Source organism: Nonomuraea wenchangensis (assembly GCF_900111685.1).
In the GTDB taxonomy this organism is placed as follows: Bacteria; Actinomycetota; Actinomycetes; order Streptosporangiales; family Streptosporangiaceae; genus Nonomuraea; species Nonomuraea wenchangensis.
Genome location: NZ_FOHX01000009.1, coordinates 133,249 through 150,480, shown reverse-complemented (window position 1 = coordinate 150,480; position 17,232 = coordinate 133,249). Strand labels below are relative to the sequence as shown.

The window sequence follows — 17,232 nt, the reverse complement described above, 5'->3', positions numbered from 1 at the left end:
TCGGCAAGCCACCGCGCCCTGACGGCGGGGCGGGGCACAGGCTGGCCGCATGGGTGTGAAGGTCAGTGTGATCGTCAATGTCCACAATCCCGGTGACACCGCGGACGCGTGCATCCGCTCCGCCCTGGAGCAGTCGATGCCCGCGGGCGACGTCGAAGTGCTGCTCGTGGACGACGGATCCACCGACGGCACCGCGGAGCGCCTGGACGCCATCGCCGCCGCCCGCCCCAACGTCCGGGCACTCCACCTGCCCTGCACCGGCTCGCCCGCCCGGGGCCGCAACGTGGGACTCGCCGCCGCCCAGGGCGAGTACGTCTTCTTCCTCGACCAGGGCGACCGCCTGGAGCGCGACGCCCTCGCCCGCATGTACGAGCGGGCCTTCGAGACCGACGCGGACGTGCTGATCGGCCGTCTGGTGCGCGACTCGGGCCCCCCGATGATCGCCTTCATCCGCAGCACCGGCCGCGCCGACATCCTGCGCGACCGGCTGCTCAGCGTGCTCGGCCCGCAGCAGCTCTACCGCCGGGCCTTCCTGGAGGAGCACGACCTCGGCTTCTCGCTGACCGGCGGACGGCTGGCCGAGCAGGCGTTCGTCATGCGGGCCTACCTGCACGCCAAGGTGATCGCGGTGCTCGCCGAGCACGTCTGCTGCCACCTCGGCGAACGGCCCCGGCTGGAGGACGAGCCGCACGCCATGGCGCAGGAGCTGCGGGCGCTGCTCAAGGACATCGACACCTACGTCGGCGAGGGCCGCCAGCGCGACCGCATGTACGCCTACTGGTATCGCTACGCCGTCCTGCGTCCGCTGCTGACCAGCAGGTTCGCCGACTCCTCCGTGGACCGGGGCCGGCACTTCCGGCTCGTGCAGCAGCTCGTGAATGAGCGCTTCCCCGAGAAGCTGGACCGCCACCTGCCCGTCCAGCTCCGGGCGGTGGCCGCGTTCGTCCGGACCGGCCGACTCGACCAGATCGTGTTGCTGGCCGCCTCGACCCGCCGCGGCGGCCTGCTCTCGGAGCTGACGGAGGTGCGCTGGGACGCCCACGTGCTGGTGCTCGGGCTCACCGTCGAGGTCAAGGGCGGCGACGGCAGGCCCGACCGCTACCGCGTGGACGGCCCCCGCCTGCACTGGGTGCCGCCGCGCTCCATCGACCCCAAACTGCTGCACCCCACCGTCACCAACGTGAGCGACGCCGTCGAGCGGGCCCGCATCGAGGTCTACGTACGCCACGCCGAGACCGGCGACATCTACTTCCTGCCGCTCGCCCAGCGCGTCGAGGTGGTCCAGGAGGGCCGCCGCAGGGCCCGCGTGCAGATCAAGGCCGAGGCCAGGATCGACGTGAGCAGCGCCGCGTTCGGCGAGCCGCTGCTGCCCGGCCAGTGGGAGCTGCACGTACGCATGTACGGCGGCACCAACCAGGCGAGAAGCCGGGTGCGCAGGGGGGAGGGCCCGCTCAACTGCCTCGGCGTGCTCGCCCAGCGCCCCCGCATGCGGCTCGTCGTGCCCTGCTGGACCGACCAGGGGGAGCTGGGGCTCGCCGTCGAGCCGCGCTCGTTCGCCGAGTCGATCGCGCTGGTGTCACCGGGGGCCGAGGTCAAGCAGCTCGACGGGCACGCCTATGTCGTGCTGCCGGTGCCGTACGTGCCGCCGAGCGGCGGCCCGCCGCTGGAGCTGGTGCTGCACAGCACCGGCCACGGCCGCGAGCGCGAGGTGAGCGCTCCGGCGCTGGCCGAGGCCGGGCTGCCCGGCAAGATAGCCGGGCAGCTCGTGGCGAAGCTGCCGGTGCGGCGCATGTTGCCGGCCCCCGACCATCTCTGCCGCGGCGACTGGATGGCGTCGCTGCGCTCGGCCGAGGAGGAGATCGGGCTGCGCTTCGCGCTGAGCGTACGGCGGGGACGGGTGCAGGTGCGCCCGGCCGCCGCCGTCGACCCGCGCCGGCCCTCGCCGCTCGGCAGGGACACCGCGCTGCACCGGCTGGGCCGACGGCTGCCCGGCGTCCGGCACGTGGTGCGCCTGGCCCGCGCCGGCCGGCACCGCTATCTCACCTGACCCACCCCTCCAGCTCCTCGAACGCGCTCCTGAAAGCGGGCAGCATCGGCTTGAGCCGGTCGGGGTAGAGATCCACCAGGCTGTCCAGGTGGTTGCCGCCCTCGATCCGGTGGTAGCGGAACGGCCGGTGCGGCCCGACCATCTGGGCGTAGACGTCGGAGTCGCGGGAGATCGGCAGCAGCGTGTCGAGCGTCCCGTGGATCGTGATGAGCGGCTTGGTGATCCGGCCGGTCAACGCGATCTTGGCGACGGCGCCGTACGGCTTGCGCGCGTCGTAGTCGTAGTCGGCCGGGGCGCCCTTGTAGGACGGGTCCAGCTCCTTCTGGTAGAGCTCCTGGGTGAGCTCCCAGTAGTACTGCCGGTGGAACGGCCACAGGAACTCCGACCCGGCCGCGAACCCGGCCGCCCGCACCCCGGCCTCGTCCGGGTACGCCTTCAGCGCCGGAGGCAGGATGTTGAGCAGGTTGTCGCCCTTGAGCCGCCAGAGCGTGCCCTCCCAGTCCACGCCGCCGTCGTAGAGGTGGCCGCGGTTCTCCAGCTGCCAGCGGACGAGGTAGCCGCCGTTGGAGATGCCGGCCGCGAACGTGCGGGCCGGCTGGCGGCCGTACCGCTGGCGGACCACGGCCTTGGCGGCCACGGCGAGCTGGGTGACGCGGTGGTTCCACTCGGCGATCGCGTCGCCCGGCGCGCGACCGTCCTCGTGGAAGGCGGTGCCGACGTTGCCCTTGTCGGTGGCGGCGAAGGCGTAGCCCTTGGACAGCACCCAGTCGGAGATCGTGTAGTCGTTGGCGTACTGCTCCCGGTTGCCGGGGGTGCCGCTGACGACCAGGCCGCCGTTCCAGCGGTCGGGCAGCCTGATCACGAACTGCGAGTCGTGGTTCCAGCCGTGCGTGGCGTTGCCGGTGGAGGTGTCGGGGAAGTAGCCGTCGATCTGCGTGCCGGGCACGCCCGTCGGGTTGACCGTGGCGGCCGAGTGCAGCCCGGCCCAGTCGGCCGGGTCGGTGTGGCCGCTGGCCACGGTGCCGGCGGTGGTGAGGTCGGCCAGGCGGGCGACCATCTGCTTCTCCGCGCCCGGCACCGCGAGCTGCTGGTGCGGCTGCTGGACGGGCGTGAGCAGGCTCGCGACGAGGGTGAGGGCGACCAGCATCACGCCTCCCCCAGGTGGGCGGCCAGGAGCCGGCCGAACTCGTCAGGGTGCTCCAGGTGCGGGCTGTGGCCGCACTCGGCGATGACCGCCTCGCGGTAGGGGCCGTAGCGCTCCAGCACCGCCCGCGTCTGCGTCACCATCGGCTGGGCGGGCGTGCCGGGGGAGCCGGGCACGACGCCGAGCGCGCCGAGGTGGGCCAGGTCGAACAGGGACGTGTCGGAGACGATGACGTCATCGGCGCCCCTGATCCACAGGACGGGCGGCTTGGGGTCGATCTCCGGCAGGTCGTCCAGCCGGAAGTAGGTGGGGGACATGGTGTTGAGCACGCCGGTCTTGCCCGGGGCCACGTTCGGCCAGGCGTCGGACGGGACCGCGTCGCCCGGGTAGTGGGCCTCGCCCACGCGGGTGGTCAGCATGGCGCGGACGTAGAAGTCCTCGTCGGGGACCGGGTGCTTGACGTAGGAGGAGCGGAAGACGCTGCGCGGCGACGTGGGCGACTCCTCCGACAGGTCGCCGGCCTGGAGGCGGGCCACGAAGTCGGGGTTGGCGCCGCCGGCGCCCGCGCCCGCGCCGTCGGGGTGCGTGATCCGGCCGTCCACGCCCTCGGTGCCGCCGAAGCCGTACGGGGAGACCGGGTTGACCAGCGTGACGCTCCGCACCACGCCAGGACGGTCGCGCAGGGCCTGCATCACGACGCCGCCGCCCATGCTCCAGCCGACCAGGTGGACCGGCGCCAGGCCCATGGCCTCGACCAGCTCCAGCACGTCGTCGGAGTAGTCGCGCAGGCCGCGCGTGGCGTCGACAGGGGCCGGCTCGGTGTCGCCGAAGCCGCGCAGGTCCACGGCGAGCGGGCGGTAGCGGCCGGGCAGCGCCGCCATCGTGTCACGCCAGAACGCGGCCGAGGAGACGTTGCCGTGGACGAACAGCACGGGCTCGCCGCCGTCCCTGCCCTCGACGGTCAGGACGTTCTGGGTGAGTCGGGGGGTGGTGACCTTCATCGTACGTGGGTCCTTTCGGCCAGGTCGCGGCCCTGGGTCTCCCGGGCGGCGTAGACAGCGCCCAGCGTGAGGACAGCGGCCAGCCCGAGGTAGAGCGAGATGGGCAGGCTACTGGAGTACTCGCGCAGCAGCGCCACAGCGATGATGGGCGCGAGCGCGCCCGCCACGATGGCCGAGAGCTGGGCGCCGATCGACACGCCGGTGTAGCGCATCCGGGTGCCGAACAGCTCGGAGAAGAAGGCCGCCTGGGGGCCGTACATCATGCCGTGGAACAGCAGGCCGACGATGACCGCGGCGGTGATCGCCAGGAAGTTGCCGGTGTCCACCAGCGGGAAGAACGCGAAGATCCACACCCCGATGCCGGCCGCTCCGGCGAGATAGATCGGGCGGCGGCCGACCCGGTCCGACAGCGCGCCCCACATCGGGATCGTCACGAAGTGCACCGCCGAGGCGATGAGCACCGCGCCCAGCACGGTCGAGTTGTCGACGCCGGCGGTCTTGGCGTAGGTGATGACGAAGACGGTGAGCAGGTAGAAGGAGATGTTCTCGGCCAGGCGGGCGCCGATGGCGACGAGCACGTCCTTCCAGTGGTGGCGCAGCACGCCCACGATGGGCGCCCGCTCCTCCGGCTCCGACTCCTGGAAGACGGGCGACTCGGTGATCGACAGCCGGATCCACAGGCCGATCAGCACGAGCACCCCGGACAGCAGGAACGGCACCCGCCACCCCCACGCCAGGAACGTCTCCTCCGACTGCCAGGCGGCCAGCGCCGCCAGCACGCCGGTGGCCAGCAGGTTGCCGCCCGGCGCGCCGGCCTGCGGCCAGGAGGCCCAGAAGCCGCGGCGGGCGTCGTCGCCGTGCTCGGAGACGATGAGCACCGCGCCGCCCCACTCGCCGCCGAGCGCGAAGCCCTGCACCAGGCGGAGCCCGGTCAGGACCAGCGCGGCGGCAGGGCCGAGGGTTTCGTAGGTCGGCAGGCAGCCGATGAGGAACGTCGCCGTGCCCATCATCAGCAGGCTGACGACCAGCAGGGTCTTGCGGCCCACCCGGTCGCCGAAGTGGCCGAAGACCAGGCCGCCGAGGGGGCGGGCGATGAATCCGACGGCGTAGGTGAGGAACGCCAGCAGCGTGCCGGTGAGCGGATCGGACTCGGGGAAGAAGAGTTTGTTGAAGACGAGGGCGGCGGCGGAGCCGTAGAGGAAGAAGTCGTACCACTCGATGGTCGTGCCGATCAAGCTGGCGGCGACGATCTTCTTGATGGAAGTGGCCATGCCGGTCACGGTAGGGAGTGACCGGCATCACTCATATGGAGTCGGAGCCCACACTCTGCCCGGTGGATGTGTGGCCGAGCCGGTGCAGGCGGAGGGCGAGCTGGAGTTCGAGCGCCCGCTCGGGCTCCTGCCAGCCGTCGCCGAGCAGCCGGCCGACCCGGTCCAGCCGCTGCGTCACGGTGTTGACGTGGATGTGCAGGGCCTCGGCCGTACGCGACGGCGAGCAGCCCGTGCCGAAGTAGGCGGCCAGCGTGTCGGCCAGCGCGGTGCCGCGCCGGGCGTCGTAGCCGATCACCGCGCCAAGCACCCGGTCCACGAAGCCGCGCACGTCGCGGCCGTCGCCGACGAGCAGCCCGACGAAGCCCAGCTCGGCCGCGCTCGCGCCGTCGCCGGCCCGGCCCAGCGCGATCAGCGCCTCGGCGCATCGCCGCGCCTCCTGGTAGGCGGCCGCGTAGGGCGCGGCCTCCTCCGGCGGCGCGAGGGCCGCCAGGGCCGCGCCGGCCGTCGCCGGGGACCCCAGGGACGCGCTCAGCTCGGCGGCCACCCGCCCGGCCAGCGCTCCCGGACGCTCGCCCGGCAGCAGCAGCACGACCTCGTCGCCCCGCCCCGCCGCGAGCCCGTGCCGGATCGCCGCCTCCGCGGACGCCCAGAACGCCGCCCGTTCCCGCTGCCCGCCGTGTTTGACCACCACGACGACGTGCGGCGCCCCCAGGTCCACGCCGAGCCGTCTGGCCCGGTCGGCCAGCCCGGGGGAGTCCGGCCGGGCGATGAGGTCGTCCAGCAGCTCGCCGCGTACCCGGCCCTCCGCCTCGGCCACGCTCCGCCTGAACAGCAGCAGCAGCGCGCACACCAGCGCCGCCCGCTCCAGGATGCGCTCGTCGGCGTCGTCGCTGCGCAGCACGAGCGTGCACACCGGCTCGCCGCCGACGTCCACGGACGCCACCAGCAGCTCACCGCGCCGCACCGTGCGGCCGAGCGCCCGCGACGCCTGCGCGGCCTCGAACACCCCCGCGTCCAGCTCGCCCACGTCGCCCGTGAGCGGGCGCCCCAGGTCGTCCAGGACGGCGATCGCGCCGCCCAGCACGTCCGTCACCACGGCCGCGACGTCCTCGATGCCGCCGCCGCGCAGCACCAGCGAGGTCATCCGGTCGTGCGCGAGCGCCGCCCGCTCGACCGCCTCGCCGCGCGCCCGCGCGGTGCGGTGGGCCTGGGACAGCTCCTCCAGCGCGTTCCTGGTCTCCTGGAGCAGCCGCGCGTTGTCGATCGCCACCGCCGCGTGCGCCGCGAGGCTCGCCAGCAACGCGACCTCCTCCTGATGGAACGGCCGCGCGCTGCGGTTGGCCGCCATCAGCACGCCGATCACCCGCTGCCCCAGCCGCAGCGGCACGCCGAGGATGGCGACCAGGCCCTCCTCCTTGACGGCCACGTCGATGTGGCCCTCGTGGCGGAAGCGCGGGTCGGCGAAGTAGTCGGCGGTCGCGTACGGCGTCGCCGTCTGCGCCACCAGCCCGCCGAGGCCCGCGCCCATCGCCAGGCGCAGCGCGCGGAACTTGGCCGAGATCGACCCGTCGGTGACCCGCATGTACGTGTCGCCCTGCTCGGGGTCGTGCAGGGTCATGTACGCGATGTCGGTCGCGAGGAGCTGCCTGGCCCGGTGCACGATCGCCTCCAGGACGGCGTCCAGGTCGCGCAGGGCGGCGAGGTCGCCGGCGGTGTCGTACAGGGCCGACAGCTCGGCCTCGCGCCGGGCCCGCCGCCTGAGCAGCGCGCGCACCTTCAGCGCCTCGATCTTGGCCTGCTCCAGCTCCTCGATCTCGGCCGCGTCCGCCCCACGGGCCCGCGCCTCGACGATCGGCCCCTCGAACTCCACCGCCGACGCCTCGCGCGCCAGCAGCTCCAGATAGCGGCGGGACATCAGTGGGCCGTCCACCCCCCGTCCATGGGAAGGGAGACGCCGGTGATGGCGGAGCCGGCGGGGCCGCACAGGTAGGCGACCAGCTCGGCCACCTCCTCCGGCTCGATCAGGCGTTTCACCGCCGCGGGCGCCAGCATGATCGTCTCCACGACCTCCTCGGGCGCGATCCCGTGCACCCTGGCCTGGTCGGCGATCTGCGCCTCCACCAGCGGCGTGCGCACGTACGCCGGGCACACGCAGGTCGAGGTCACCCCGTGGGCCGCCCCCTCCAGGGCCACCACCTTGGAGAAGCCCTCCAGCGCGTGCTTGGCCGTGATGTACGCCGACTTGTAAGGCGAGGCCCGCAGCCCGTGCACGGACGAGATGTTGACGAACCTGCCCCAGCCGCGCTCGTACATGCCGGGCAGCACCCGCCTCGCGATGAGGAACGGCGCCTCCACCATGACCCGCAGCATGGCCGAGAAGATCTCGGGCGGGAAGTCCTCGATCGGCGCCACGTGCTGGAACCCGGCGTTGTTCACCACGATGTCGACCGGCTCGTCCGGCAGCGCCGCGACGAACCCGGGATCGGTCAGATCGGCCACCACGGCCGCGCCGCCCACCTCGGCGGCCACCTTCTCGGCCGGCTCGGCCCGCAGGTCCGCGACCAGCACCCGGGCGCCGGCGGCGGCCAGCCTGCGGGCGCAGGCCGCCCCGATGCCGCTGCCCGCCCCCGTCACCAGCGCGGTCCGCCCAGTCAGCTCCTTCGCCATACTCCGCACCCTAGGCGCTCCCCGGACCGGCCAGCATGGGGGCGGACGACATAGATGCGCGCTGCGCTATGTGGATCAACGCGTCTGATATGTTGGGCCGCATGATCGCGTATGCGCAGCAGTGGTGGCCCGCCTCCTAGGCGGACCTCCGAGCGCACACGCACCCGGCCGCCTCGACGAGGCGGCCACCGGCATTTCCGCACGCGCCCCCGTCGAGCACTTCACGAAAGGGGCGCTTTCCCGTGACCAGCACCGCAGCCAACGCCGCACCCGGCACCACTCCAGCCTCCGCCAAAGAGGTCGCGAAGACCTGGGCCGAGCTGCTGTCCCTGCTCCTCGACAAGGTGTCGCTCACCTCCCGCCAGGCCGCCTGGGCGATGGAGCAGATCATGTCGGACCGCGTCACGGACGCCCAGATCGCCGCGTTCGCGGTCGCGCTGCGGGCCAAGGGCGAGAGCGTGGAGGAGGTCTCCGGGCTGGCCGACGGCATGCTGACCCGATCGGCGGCGATCCGCGTCTCCGGCGACCCCGTCGACCTCGTCGGCACCGGCGGCGACCGGGCGAACACCGTCAACATCTCCACCATGGCCGCCATCGTGGCCGCCGCCGCGGGCGTCAAGGTCGTCAAGCACGGCGGCCGGGCCGCGAGCTCCAAATCCGGCGCCGCCGACGTGCTGGAGGAGCTGGGCGTGGTCGTCGACCTGCCGCCCGCCGCCGTCGTCCACATCGCCGAGGAGCTCGGGATCACGTTCTGCTTCGCGCCTGTGTTCAACCCGGCGCTGAAGCGCACCTCCGGGCCGCGCCGCGAGCTGGGCGTGCCCACGGTGTTCAACTTCCTGGGCCCGCTCACCAACCCCGCACTGCCGCCCGCGCAGGCGGTCGGGGTCTACCACCAGCGGATGGCGCCCGTCATCGCCGGCGTGCTGGCCGCCCGGGGCGGCTCCGCACTCGTCTTCCGCGGCCACGACGGGCTCGACGAGCTCACCACCTGCGGCCCCTCGACCATCTGGGTCGTCCGGCTCGGCACCGTCACCCGCACCGCCTTCGACCCCGCCGAGCTGGGCATCGCCCGCGCCCACCCCGACGACCTGCTCGGCGGCGACGCCCGGCACAACGCCGCCGTCGCGCGGACCATGCTCGCCGGCGAACGCGGCCCGGTGCGCGACATCGTCCTGCTGAACGCCGCCGCCGCCGTGGTGGCCGCCGAGGGCGCGCCGCGCGCGAACGAGCTGGTGCCCGCCCTCGCCGGCGCCTACAAGCGGGCCGCCGACGCCGTGGACTCCGGCGCCGCGCTCTCCCTGCTCACCCGCTGGGGCCACGCGACCCGTACGGCCTAACCCGGCCGGGTCATCGACAGCACGTCGAGCGCGGCGTCGAGCTGCTCCTCGGTCAGGGTGCCCGCGGCCACGTGGCCGCGCTCGACGACCACCTCGCGGATGGTCCTGCGCTCCGCAAGGGCCTGCTTGGCGATCTTCGCGGCCTCCTCGTAGCCGACGTACTTGTTGAGCGGGGTGACGATCGACGGGGACGACTCGGCGTACTCGCGCAGGCGCTCGGCGTTCGCCGTGATGCCGGTGACGCAGCGGTCGGCGAGCAGCCGCGAGACGTTCGCCAGCAGCCGGATCGACTCCAGGACGTTGCGGGCGATCACCGGGAGCTGCACGTTCAGCTCGAAGCTGCCGGACGCCCCCGCGAACGTGATCGCCGCGTCGTTGCCGATCACCTGGGCCGCGACCATGGCCGTGGCCTCGGGGATCACCGGGTTGACCTTGCCCGGCATGATCGACGAGCCGGGCTGCAGGTCGGGCAGGTTGATCTCGCCCAGCCCCGCGCGCGGGCCCGAGCCCATCCAGCGGAGGTCGTTGGCGATCTTGTTGAGCGACACCGCCACCACCTTGAGCTGCCCGGACAGCTCCACGATGGCGTCCTGCGCGCTCTGCGCCTCGAAGTGGTCGGCCGCCTCGGTGAACGGGATGCCGGTCGCCTCGCGCAGCTTGGCGATGGCCGCCTTCGCGAACCCCGGCGGCGTGTTGATGCCGGTGCCCACGGCGGTGCCGCCCAGGGGCAGCTCCAGCACGCGGTCCATCGCGGCGGTCACCCGTACGACGCCGTGCTCGACCTGGGTGGCGTAGCCGCCGAACTCCTGGCCCAGCGTCACCGGCGTGGCGTCCATCAGATGGGTGCGCCCCGCCTTCACCAGGCCCGCGAACTCGGCCGCCTTCGCCCGCAACGCCTCCGCCAGGTGACGCAGCGACGGGATCAGGTGGAAGGTCACCTCGGTGGCCGCCGCCACGTGGATCGAGGTCGGGAAGACGTCGTTGGACGACTGGGAGGCGTTCACGTGGTCGTTCGGATGGACGGGGCGGCCCAGCCGCTCCTCGGCCAGCGTGGCGATCACCTCGTTGGCGTTCATGTTGGACGAGGTGCCGGAGCCGGTCTGGAAGACGTCGATCGGGAAGTGGTCGTCGTGCTCGTTGTCGGCCACGTCGGCCGCCGCCTGCGCGACGGCCTCGGCCAGGTCCTCGGCGAGCACGCCCAGCTCGCCGTTGACCTCGGCGGCGACCGCCTTGACCAGGCCCAGCGCGGCGATGTGGGACGGCTCCAGAGGCCGCCCCGACACCGGGAAGTTCTCCACCGCCCGCTGGGTCTGGGCGCGCCACCTGGCCCCCGCCGGCACGCGTACCTCGCCCATGGAGTCATGTTCGATACGGAACTCGCTCATGACACCCAGTCTTACCCGCGAGGGGCGGGGTCAGCTGCTGAAGAGGGCCACGATGAGGACGGCGATGACGACGGCGGCCGCGGCGGCCACCGCCATGAGGACGAGCATGCCGTTGCGGTTGCCCGTCTGCTTCTGCTCCTCCGGCCCGGCGATGGAGAACAGGTCCGTGCCGAGGCCCTGCCCCTCGAAGGGCACCTGCGGTCCGCCCTGCTGGGGGCCGAAGTGCGGCGGTTGCTGCGGGGGAGCCTGATTGGGCGCCGTGTCGGGCTGCCTGCCCGACGGGGCGTTGGCCGGGGGGTAGACCTGCTGGCCGGGCGAGCCGATCGGCGACTGGATGCGCATGGTGTTGACCGAGCCCTCGTCGGCCGGCTGCTGCGGCGGCGTGGGGAACGGGCCCTTCGGGCGGGCCACGCTGACCGTGCGGTCGGGGTCGTAGCCCTCGCCGGAGGACTCGAAGGCGTTGCCCACGCCCTGACCGCGGGCGGCCGGCGGCCGTTGCGGGCCGGTCGGTGGTCCCGTCCGAGGTCCTTGCGCGGGACCACCCTCGGGACGGCCTTGCGGGTGGCTCTCGGGGCCCTGGGGCGGCGGGCCTTGCGGGTGACCCTGCGGGCCCTGCGGGTGGCCTGGCCGGCCGGGCGCGGGGCCGGGGCGGCCCTGGGCGGCGCTCTGCGGCGCCATGGGCGCCTGGCCGCCGGGAACCGGTCCTGCCGCGCCGCGCGGGCCGGATGGCGTCGCGGCGGGGCTCTGAGGACCGGAGAACGGCTGCCGCCGCGGCTCCTGTCCTCGTGCGCCCGGCTCCTGGCCCCGCGCGCCCGGCTCCTGGCCTCGTGCGGCCGGTGCCTGCGGCCTCGCGGCGGGCGGCTGCGGCTGCGGCCTCGCGCCGGGCGGCTGTCCGCCGGGCGCCTGCGGCTGCCCGGCCGGCCCCGGCGGGGGGTTCTTGGCGAACGGGTCGGGCAACGCGACCTCCTGAGCCATCAGAGCCTCGGCCGTGATCACCGGCATGTCGCTCGTGGGGGTGTCGGCGACCATGCGGAGCAGGGTCTCCGCCTTGGCGGCGTTGAGCCGCTGGCGGTAGTCCTTGTTGAGCAGGCCGTTCAGCACGGGACGCAGCTGTCCCGCCTGAGTGGGCGGGTCGGCGCTCTCGGTGAGCAGCGCCGCCAGCGTCTCGGCGATCGTGGAGCGCTCGTACGCCGGCCGCCCCTCCACCGCGAAGTACAGGGTGGCCCCGAGCGACCAGATGTCGGACTCGGGCCCGGTGTACTCGCCCCTGGCGCGTTCCGGGGCGGTGTAGCCCGGGGAGCCGATCACCATGCCCGTCTTGGTGAGCCGCGAGTCGCCCTCGGCCTTGGCGATGCCGAAGTCGGTGAGCACCACCCGGCCGTTCTCGGTGATGAGCACGTTGCCCGGCTTGACGTCGCGGTGCGTGATGCCCTGGACGTGCGCGGCCCGCAGCGCGCCGAGCAGGTCGACGCCGATCTCGGCCACCAGGCGCGGGGGCAGCGGTCCTTCCTCGTCGATGACCTGCTCCAGCGAGCGGCCCTCGACGAGCTCCATGATGATCCATGGACCGCCGTCGTCGATCAGGACGTCGTGGATCGCGGCCACGGCGGGGTGGTTGATCCGCGAGGCGAGCCGGCCTTCGCGGACCATGCGCTCGCGCAGCTCGGTCCGCTGTTCTTCGGTGAGCCCCGGGTCATGGCGGATTTCCTTGACCGCCACCTCGCGCCCCAGCGCGCGGTCGCGCGCGCGCCACACCGTGCCCATGGTGCCCCGGCCCAGCGGGGCGATGAGCTCGTAGCGCTCCGCGAGCAGGCGTGTCTGCTGTTCCGGCATACGAAGAAGATATCGATTCTCGCTTGGGAAGTGCTTTACCCTCGCTTGCGAAGTTCTCTTGGCCAGAACCGCCGAGGAAGGCACAACTTTATCACCGTCGCTTTCAGACGGGCATAAGCAGACGGGTTTTCTCCCTGCTCCACACGCTTGCGGTGGACGCCCTCGCCGGGGCGTCGTTCCTGGCGCGGGACGCTCACCGGGGCCGAGTTCGTGACGTCGGCCCGGTGCATCCCCCGGTGGGTGGGCCGGCGGGCGAAGGCGGGCGGCGCGGCGCCCTGCCCGGATCGGCCCTGCGCGGCGCGCTGCGGCCTGCGCGGGGCCAGCGGCTCCTCGGCCGAGCCGCCGGCCGCGACCCTGGCCAGCATGAGGGAGGCGCGCACCGAGTCGAGCCGGGTGTGTGGATCGATCCTGAGCAGGGCGTCGAGCACCGGCGCGAGCGGGCCCGCCTTGGTCATCGGGATCGGCTCGCCGCTGGTCAGCGCGGCCAGCGCAGCCGCCGCCGTACGGCGGCCGTGCAGGCCGCGGCCCTCGACCGCGGTGTAGAGCGTCGCGCCGAGCGACCACAGGTCGCCGGCCGGGCTGGCCTTCGAGCCGAGCACCCGCTCTGGAGCGATGTAACCCGCGGACCCGAGAACGATGCCCGCCTGGGTGATGGAGACGTCACCTTCGAGTGCGGCCAGCCCGAAGTCGGTCAGCACCGCGCGGTCCTCGGTGACGAGCACGTTGCTGGGCTTCACGTCGCGGTGCAGGATGCCCTTGGCGTGCACGGCGCGCAGCGCGCCGAGGATCTGCCGGCCGATGTCGGCGGCCCGGCGCGGCTCCAGCGGGCCCTCCTCCTGGATGAGCTGCTCCAGCGACTTGGCGCGCAGCAGCTCCATGACGATCCAGGGCCGGTCGTCCTCGGTGACGACGTCGAAGACCGTGATGACGGACGGGTGCGCCACCATCGCGGTGGCCCGGCCCTCGCGCTCGGTGCGCGCGCACAGCTCGGCGCGCAGCTCCTCGTCGAGCACGGAGGGCAGCCGCACCTCCTTGACCGCGACGTAGCGGTTGAGCAGCTCGTCGTGCGCCCGCCAGACGGTGCCCATGCCGCCGCGACCGACCGGCTCCACGAGCCGATAGCGCGCGGCGAGAAGGTAACCGGAGGGCGCACGCATGCCTGGCAGCTTACCTATTTGTGTAAACCGACCAGTAGAGGCGCGGCCGATAAATTGTTGCGAACTTAAGTCAACCTGCCTGACTCGTCACGTCAGCAAACCTGTGCCGGGCCTCTGTCCGAAGGTAGTACGAGTGTCCCTCTGGCGTCGAGACCGCGTGGCGGCGGTCTGTGTCGCCCGGCACACTCATCTGTCCAGAAAACGGGCATGATGCCTTGTAGGGGACGTTCAGCTCAACCGACGACCGGCTACCAGGGGAAACAGGGGTCGGTCAGCGAGTTGTAAGGGTGCCGTAAGGGGGCGGGCGCATGGTAAAGCCGACAACAGCGGGCCCTCGCCGGACCGAACCGGAACGACGAGCCAGACGCCGAGACCGTGAAGCACCACCGACGGCACGCGAAGGACGTGATGACAATGCGCCAGATCCAGATCCGTCGCCGGCCGAGGAAGCCGAGCGCCCCGGCGCTCGACCTTCGCACGCCGTCCGGCCGCCGGCTCCCGTTCTGATCCAGCACCTACGACTCATGACCACCCACGACACCATCGTCGGAGCGCAATCGGAGAGGTGCGCGATGTGCAGTCATTATCCGGTCTGTCCCAGTGCCGACGCGTCTGACCGTGAGGCGTCGCACGTCATCTCGGCCCACCCCGACCAGGGATGGAGCCTGCTCTGCAACGGCGTCGTCCTGTTCGACGACACGGGTCTGCTGCTGCCCGACGGCACCGTGGTGCCGCCGCACCGGGAGCCCATGCGGCTCGCCGCCTGACGCCGGTGCCGAGCGGCGAAACCCCCCACCCGGCACCCCCGCCGTTCCTCTAGCGGCGGCCGATCGTCAGCACGGGGCCCGTACGGTCCGTGAAGAAGTCGTCGCCCTTGTCGTCCACGACGATGAAGGCGGGGAAGTCCACCACCTCGATCTTCCAGACCGCCTCCATGCCCAGCTCCGGATACTCCAGGACCTCCACCTTCTTGATGCAGTCCTGGGCCAGCCGGGCCGCCGGTCCGCCGATGGAGCCCAGGTAGAAGCCGCCGTACTTCTGGCAGGCCTCGGTGACCTGCTTCGACCTGTTGCCCTTGGCCAGCATCACCATCGAGCCGCCGGCCGCCTGGAAACGCTCGACGTAGGAGTCCATCCGGCCCGCCGTCGTCGGGCCGAACGAGCCGGAGGCGTACCCCTCGGGCGTCTTCGCCGGGCCCGCGTAGTAGACGGCGTGGTCCTTCAGGTATTGCGGCATCTCGCCGCCTTCGTCCAGCAGCTCGGCGATCTTCGCGTGCGCGATGTCGCGGGCCACGACGAGCGGGCCGGTCAGCGACAGCCGGGTCTTGACCGGATATTTCGATAGCTCGGCGAGGATCTCGGGCATCGGCCGGTTGAGGTCGATCCGTACGACGTCGTCCGACAGGTGCTCGTCGGTCGTCTCCGGCAGGAACCGCGCCGGGTCGGTCTCCAGCTGCTCCAGGAACACGCCCTCCGGCGTGATCTTGGCGAGGGCCTGGCGGTCGGCCGAGCACGACACCGCGATGGCCACCGGGCAGGACGCCCCGTGCCGCGGCAGGCGGATGACGCGTACGTCGTGGCAGAAGTACTTGCCGCCGAACTGCGCCCCGATGCCCAGCTTCTGCGTCAGCTCGAAGACCTTCGCCTCCATCTCCAGGTCGCGGAAGCCGTGCCCGGAGGGCGAGCCCTCGGTCGGGATCGAGTCGAGGTAGCGGGCGCTGGCGTACTTGGCGGTCTTCAGTGCGTACTCGGCCGAGGTGCCGCCCACCACGATCGCCAGGTGGTACGGAGGACACGCCGCGGTGCCGAGCGAGCGGATCTTCTCCTCCAGGAAGGCCATCATGCGCTTCTCGTTGAGCACGGCCTTCGTCTCCTGGTAGAGGAACGACTTGTTCGCCGAGCCGCCGCCCTTGGCCATGAACAGCAGTTTGTACTCGTCGGGGTGGCCGTGCGGGTCCTCGGCGTACAGCTCGATCTGGGCCGGCAGGTTGGAGCCGGTGTTCTTCTCCTCCCACATGGTCAGCGGGGCCATCTGGGAGTAACGCAGGTTGAGCCGGGTGTAGGCGTCGTAGACGCCGCGGGCGACGTGCTCGGCGTCGCGGCCGTCGGTCAGGACGTGCCGGCCGCGCTTGCCCATGACGATGGCGGTGCCGGTGTCCTGGCACATCGGCAGGACGCCGCCGGCCGAGATGGAGGCGTTCTTCAGCAGGTCGAGCGCCACGAAGCGGTCGTTGCCGCTGGACTCGGGGTCCTCGATGATCTTCCTGAGCTGGGCGAGGTGGGAGGCGCGCAGATAGTGGGAGATGTCGTGCACGGCCGTCTCGGTGAGCAGCCGCAGGGCCTCCGGATCGACCTCGAGGAACGTCCGCCCGGCCGCCTCGACCTTCCGCACCCCCTCCGTCGTGATCAGCCGATATTCGGTGTCGTCGGCTCCCAGCGGCAGCAGGTCGGTGTAGTCGAACTCGCCCATGTCCATCCTTTCGTCCGCCCTGTAGATTACGCGCCTCCTCCGGCGGCCCGTACGGGCTCCCTGGCGGGAGCGGGGGCGGTGAGCCCGACGAGGATGCCGGCGATCACCAGCGCGGCGCCCATCAGGTCGTACGCGGAGGGCATGGCGACGCCCAGCACCGCTCCCGTCACGATCGCCCCCACCGGGATGAGCCCGGCGAACAGCCCGGCCGTCCCGGGGCCGAGCCGGGGGAGCGCGGTGTACCAGAGGAAGAAGGCGAGCACCGTGATGACGACCGACATGTAGGCGAAGCCCAGGGCCTCCGGCATCGTCGGCGTCCGGAACATCGCGGTGCCCTCCGTCACCAGTCCGACGGCGAGCAGCATCGGCACGGCCAGCGCCGTCGAGTACGCAGACACCCGGATGGCCCCCAGCTTGGGCAGCAGCGGGATGGCCAGCAGGGAGAAGGCGACCTCGCCGGCCAGGGCGCCGAGCGACCAGAGGAGGGCGGGCAGGTTGCCGGTGCCGAGCCCGGTGGCGAGGGTCGCGCCGGCCACCACGACCGCCGCGCCGGCCAGCAGCCGTGGCGCGGGCCGGCCGCCGGCGAGGGCCAGCCACAGCGGCACGGTGCCGAGCACGGTGCCGACCAGGGCGGGGCCCGCGGCGCGGGTGGCCTCGATGACGCACACGTTGAACAGGACCAGGCCGAGCAGGGCGAGCAGGGCGAGGTACAGCGTCTCGCGTCCGGTCAGGCGGACGAACCGCAGGCCGAGCGGGCGGGTGATGAGGAGCAGGATGACGGCCGCGACGAGGTACCGGACGGCCTGGCCGCCGTACAGCGGGTACGCGCCGACGAGGCCGGAGACGCCGGCCAGTGTGCCGACCAGGAACATGGCGGACGAGGCGCCGAGGATGCCGTGCTTCATGCGAAGGATGCTAGAA

Annotated in this window: 13 protein-coding genes; 3 read left to right on the top strand and 10 right to left on the bottom strand. The window is 72.6% G+C overall.

The features are described 5' to 3' along the window. The first annotated feature begins 49 nt into the window (after positions 1 to 49). The gene (locus tag BMW85_RS26970; protein ID WP_091086686.1) at positions 50 to 2,047 is read left to right on the top strand and encodes a glycosyltransferase family 2 protein; all 1,998 of its coding nucleotides are present in this window, start codon (positions 50 to 52) and stop codon (positions 2,045 to 2,047) included. Here the strand turns inward: BMW85_RS26970 and BMW85_RS26965 are convergent. The 5 genes from BMW85_RS26965 to BMW85_RS26945 are packed head-to-tail and all read right to left on the bottom strand — an operon-like array spanning position 2,040 to position 8,130. After that, positions 2,040 to 3,194, bottom strand: a complete 1,155-nt coding sequence (locus BMW85_RS26965) for an alpha/beta hydrolase family protein (RefSeq protein ID WP_091086685.1) — start codon at positions 3,192 to 3,194, stop codon at positions 2,040 to 2,042. The two genes, BMW85_RS26970 and BMW85_RS26965, sit on opposite strands and share 8 nt — an antisense overlap. Next, on the bottom strand, positions 3,194 to 4,192 hold the full coding sequence (locus tag BMW85_RS26960) for an alpha/beta fold hydrolase (protein ID WP_091086683.1): 999 nt from the start codon (positions 4,190 to 4,192) through the stop codon (positions 3,194 to 3,196). Before BMW85_RS26960 ends, BMW85_RS26965 begins: the two co-directional genes overlap by 1 nt. Beyond that, on the bottom strand, positions 4,189 to 5,463 hold the full coding sequence (locus BMW85_RS26955) for an MFS transporter (RefSeq protein ID WP_091086681.1): 1,275 nt from the start codon (positions 5,461 to 5,463) through the stop codon (positions 4,189 to 4,191). The genes BMW85_RS26960 and BMW85_RS26955 overlap by 4 nt, the downstream gene beginning before the upstream one ends. A gap of 31 nt (positions 5,464 to 5,494) precedes the next feature. Then, complete coding sequence (locus BMW85_RS26950; protein WP_218155943.1) at positions 5,495 to 7,393, bottom strand: helix-turn-helix domain-containing protein; 1,899 nt, start codon at positions 7,391 to 7,393, stop codon at positions 5,495 to 5,497. Beyond that, positions 7,378 to 8,130 (bottom strand): 3-hydroxybutyrate dehydrogenase, encoded by a 753-nt coding sequence (locus BMW85_RS26945; protein ID WP_091086679.1) that lies wholly within the window; start codon positions 8,128 to 8,130, stop codon positions 7,378 to 7,380. Before BMW85_RS26945 ends, BMW85_RS26950 begins: the two co-directional genes overlap by 16 nt. Positions 8,131 to 8,372: 242 nt before the next feature. Between BMW85_RS26945 and trpD the strand changes: the two genes are divergently transcribed. After that, the gene (gene trpD / locus BMW85_RS26940) at positions 8,373 to 9,467 is read left to right on the top strand and encodes an anthranilate phosphoribosyltransferase (protein WP_091086676.1); all 1,095 of its coding nucleotides are present in this window, start codon (positions 8,373 to 8,375) and stop codon (positions 9,465 to 9,467) included. Here trpD and BMW85_RS26935 read toward each other — a convergent pair. The 3 genes from BMW85_RS26935 to BMW85_RS26925 are packed head-to-tail and all read right to left on the bottom strand — an operon-like array spanning position 9,464 to position 13,842. Then, positions 9,464 to 10,852 (bottom strand): class II fumarate hydratase, encoded by a 1,389-nt coding sequence (locus BMW85_RS26935; RefSeq protein WP_091086673.1) that lies wholly within the window; start codon positions 10,850 to 10,852, stop codon positions 9,464 to 9,466. The two genes, trpD and BMW85_RS26935, sit on opposite strands and share 4 nt — an antisense overlap. 30 nt (positions 10,853 to 10,882) lie before the next feature. Further along, on the bottom strand, positions 10,883 to 12,685 hold the full coding sequence (locus BMW85_RS26930) for a serine/threonine-protein kinase (protein WP_091086670.1): 1,803 nt from the start codon (positions 12,683 to 12,685) through the stop codon (positions 10,883 to 10,885). 35 nt (positions 12,686 to 12,720) lie between these two features. After that, a complete protein-coding gene (locus tag BMW85_RS26925) occupies positions 12,721 to 13,842 on the bottom strand; it encodes a serine/threonine-protein kinase (RefSeq protein WP_091086666.1) in 1,122 nt (373 codons plus the stop codon). A gap of 572 nt (positions 13,843 to 14,414) precedes the next feature. Between BMW85_RS26925 and BMW85_RS26920 the strand changes: the two genes are divergently transcribed. Then, the gene (locus BMW85_RS26920) at positions 14,415 to 14,609 is read left to right on the top strand and encodes a DUF5999 family protein (protein WP_091087100.1); all 195 of its coding nucleotides are present in this window, start codon (positions 14,415 to 14,417) and stop codon (positions 14,607 to 14,609) included. A gap of 49 nt (positions 14,610 to 14,658) precedes the next feature. On the opposite strand, the gene BMW85_RS26915 is transcribed toward BMW85_RS26920, so the two are convergent. Next, positions 14,659 to 16,311 (bottom strand): fumarate hydratase, encoded by a 1,653-nt coding sequence (locus tag BMW85_RS26915; protein ID WP_091087097.1) that lies wholly within the window; start codon positions 16,309 to 16,311, stop codon positions 14,659 to 14,661. 26 nt (positions 16,312 to 16,337) lie between these two features. After that, a complete protein-coding gene (locus BMW85_RS26910) occupies positions 16,338 to 17,216 on the bottom strand; it encodes a DMT family transporter (RefSeq protein WP_091086664.1) in 879 nt (292 codons plus the stop codon). Between the last annotated feature and the right edge of the window lie 16 nt (positions 17,217 to 17,232).

Excerpts from the sequence above, each read along its gene's own strand:
- BMW85_RS26970 (WP_091086686.1), top strand. The coding sequence starts at position 50 with ATGGGTGTGAAGGTCAGTGTGATCGTCAATGTCCACAATCCCGGTGAC.
- BMW85_RS26965 (WP_091086685.1), bottom strand. The coding sequence starts at position 3,194 with ATGCTGGTCGCCCTCACCCTCGTCGCGAGCCTGCTCACGCCCGTCCAG.
- BMW85_RS26960 (WP_091086683.1), bottom strand. The coding sequence starts at position 4,192 with ATGAAGGTCACCACCCCCCGACTCACCCAGAACGTCCTGACCGTCGAG.
- BMW85_RS26955 (WP_091086681.1), bottom strand. The coding sequence starts at position 5,463 with ATGGCCACTTCCATCAAGAAGATCGTCGCCGCCAGCTTGATCGGCACG.
- BMW85_RS26945 (WP_091086679.1), bottom strand. The coding sequence starts at position 8,130 with ATGGCGAAGGAGCTGACTGGGCGGACCGCGCTGGTGACGGGGGCGGGC.
- BMW85_RS26935 (WP_091086673.1), bottom strand. The coding sequence starts at position 10,852 with ATGAGCGAGTTCCGTATCGAACATGACTCCATGGGCGAGGTACGCGTG.
- BMW85_RS26930 (WP_091086670.1), bottom strand. The coding sequence starts at position 12,685 with ATGCCGGAACAGCAGACACGCCTGCTCGCGGAGCGCTACGAGCTCATC.
- BMW85_RS26925 (WP_091086666.1), bottom strand. The coding sequence starts at position 13,842 with ATGCGTGCGCCCTCCGGTTACCTTCTCGCCGCGCGCTATCGGCTCGTG.
- BMW85_RS26920 (WP_091087100.1), top strand. The coding sequence starts at position 14,415 with ATGTGCAGTCATTATCCGGTCTGTCCCAGTGCCGACGCGTCTGACCGT.
- BMW85_RS26915 (WP_091087097.1), bottom strand. The coding sequence starts at position 16,311 with ATGGGCGAGTTCGACTACACCGACCTGCTGCCGCTGGGAGCCGACGAC.
- BMW85_RS26910 (WP_091086664.1), bottom strand. The coding sequence starts at position 17,216 with ATGAAGCACGGCATCCTCGGCGCCTCGTCCGCCATGTTCCTGGTCGGC.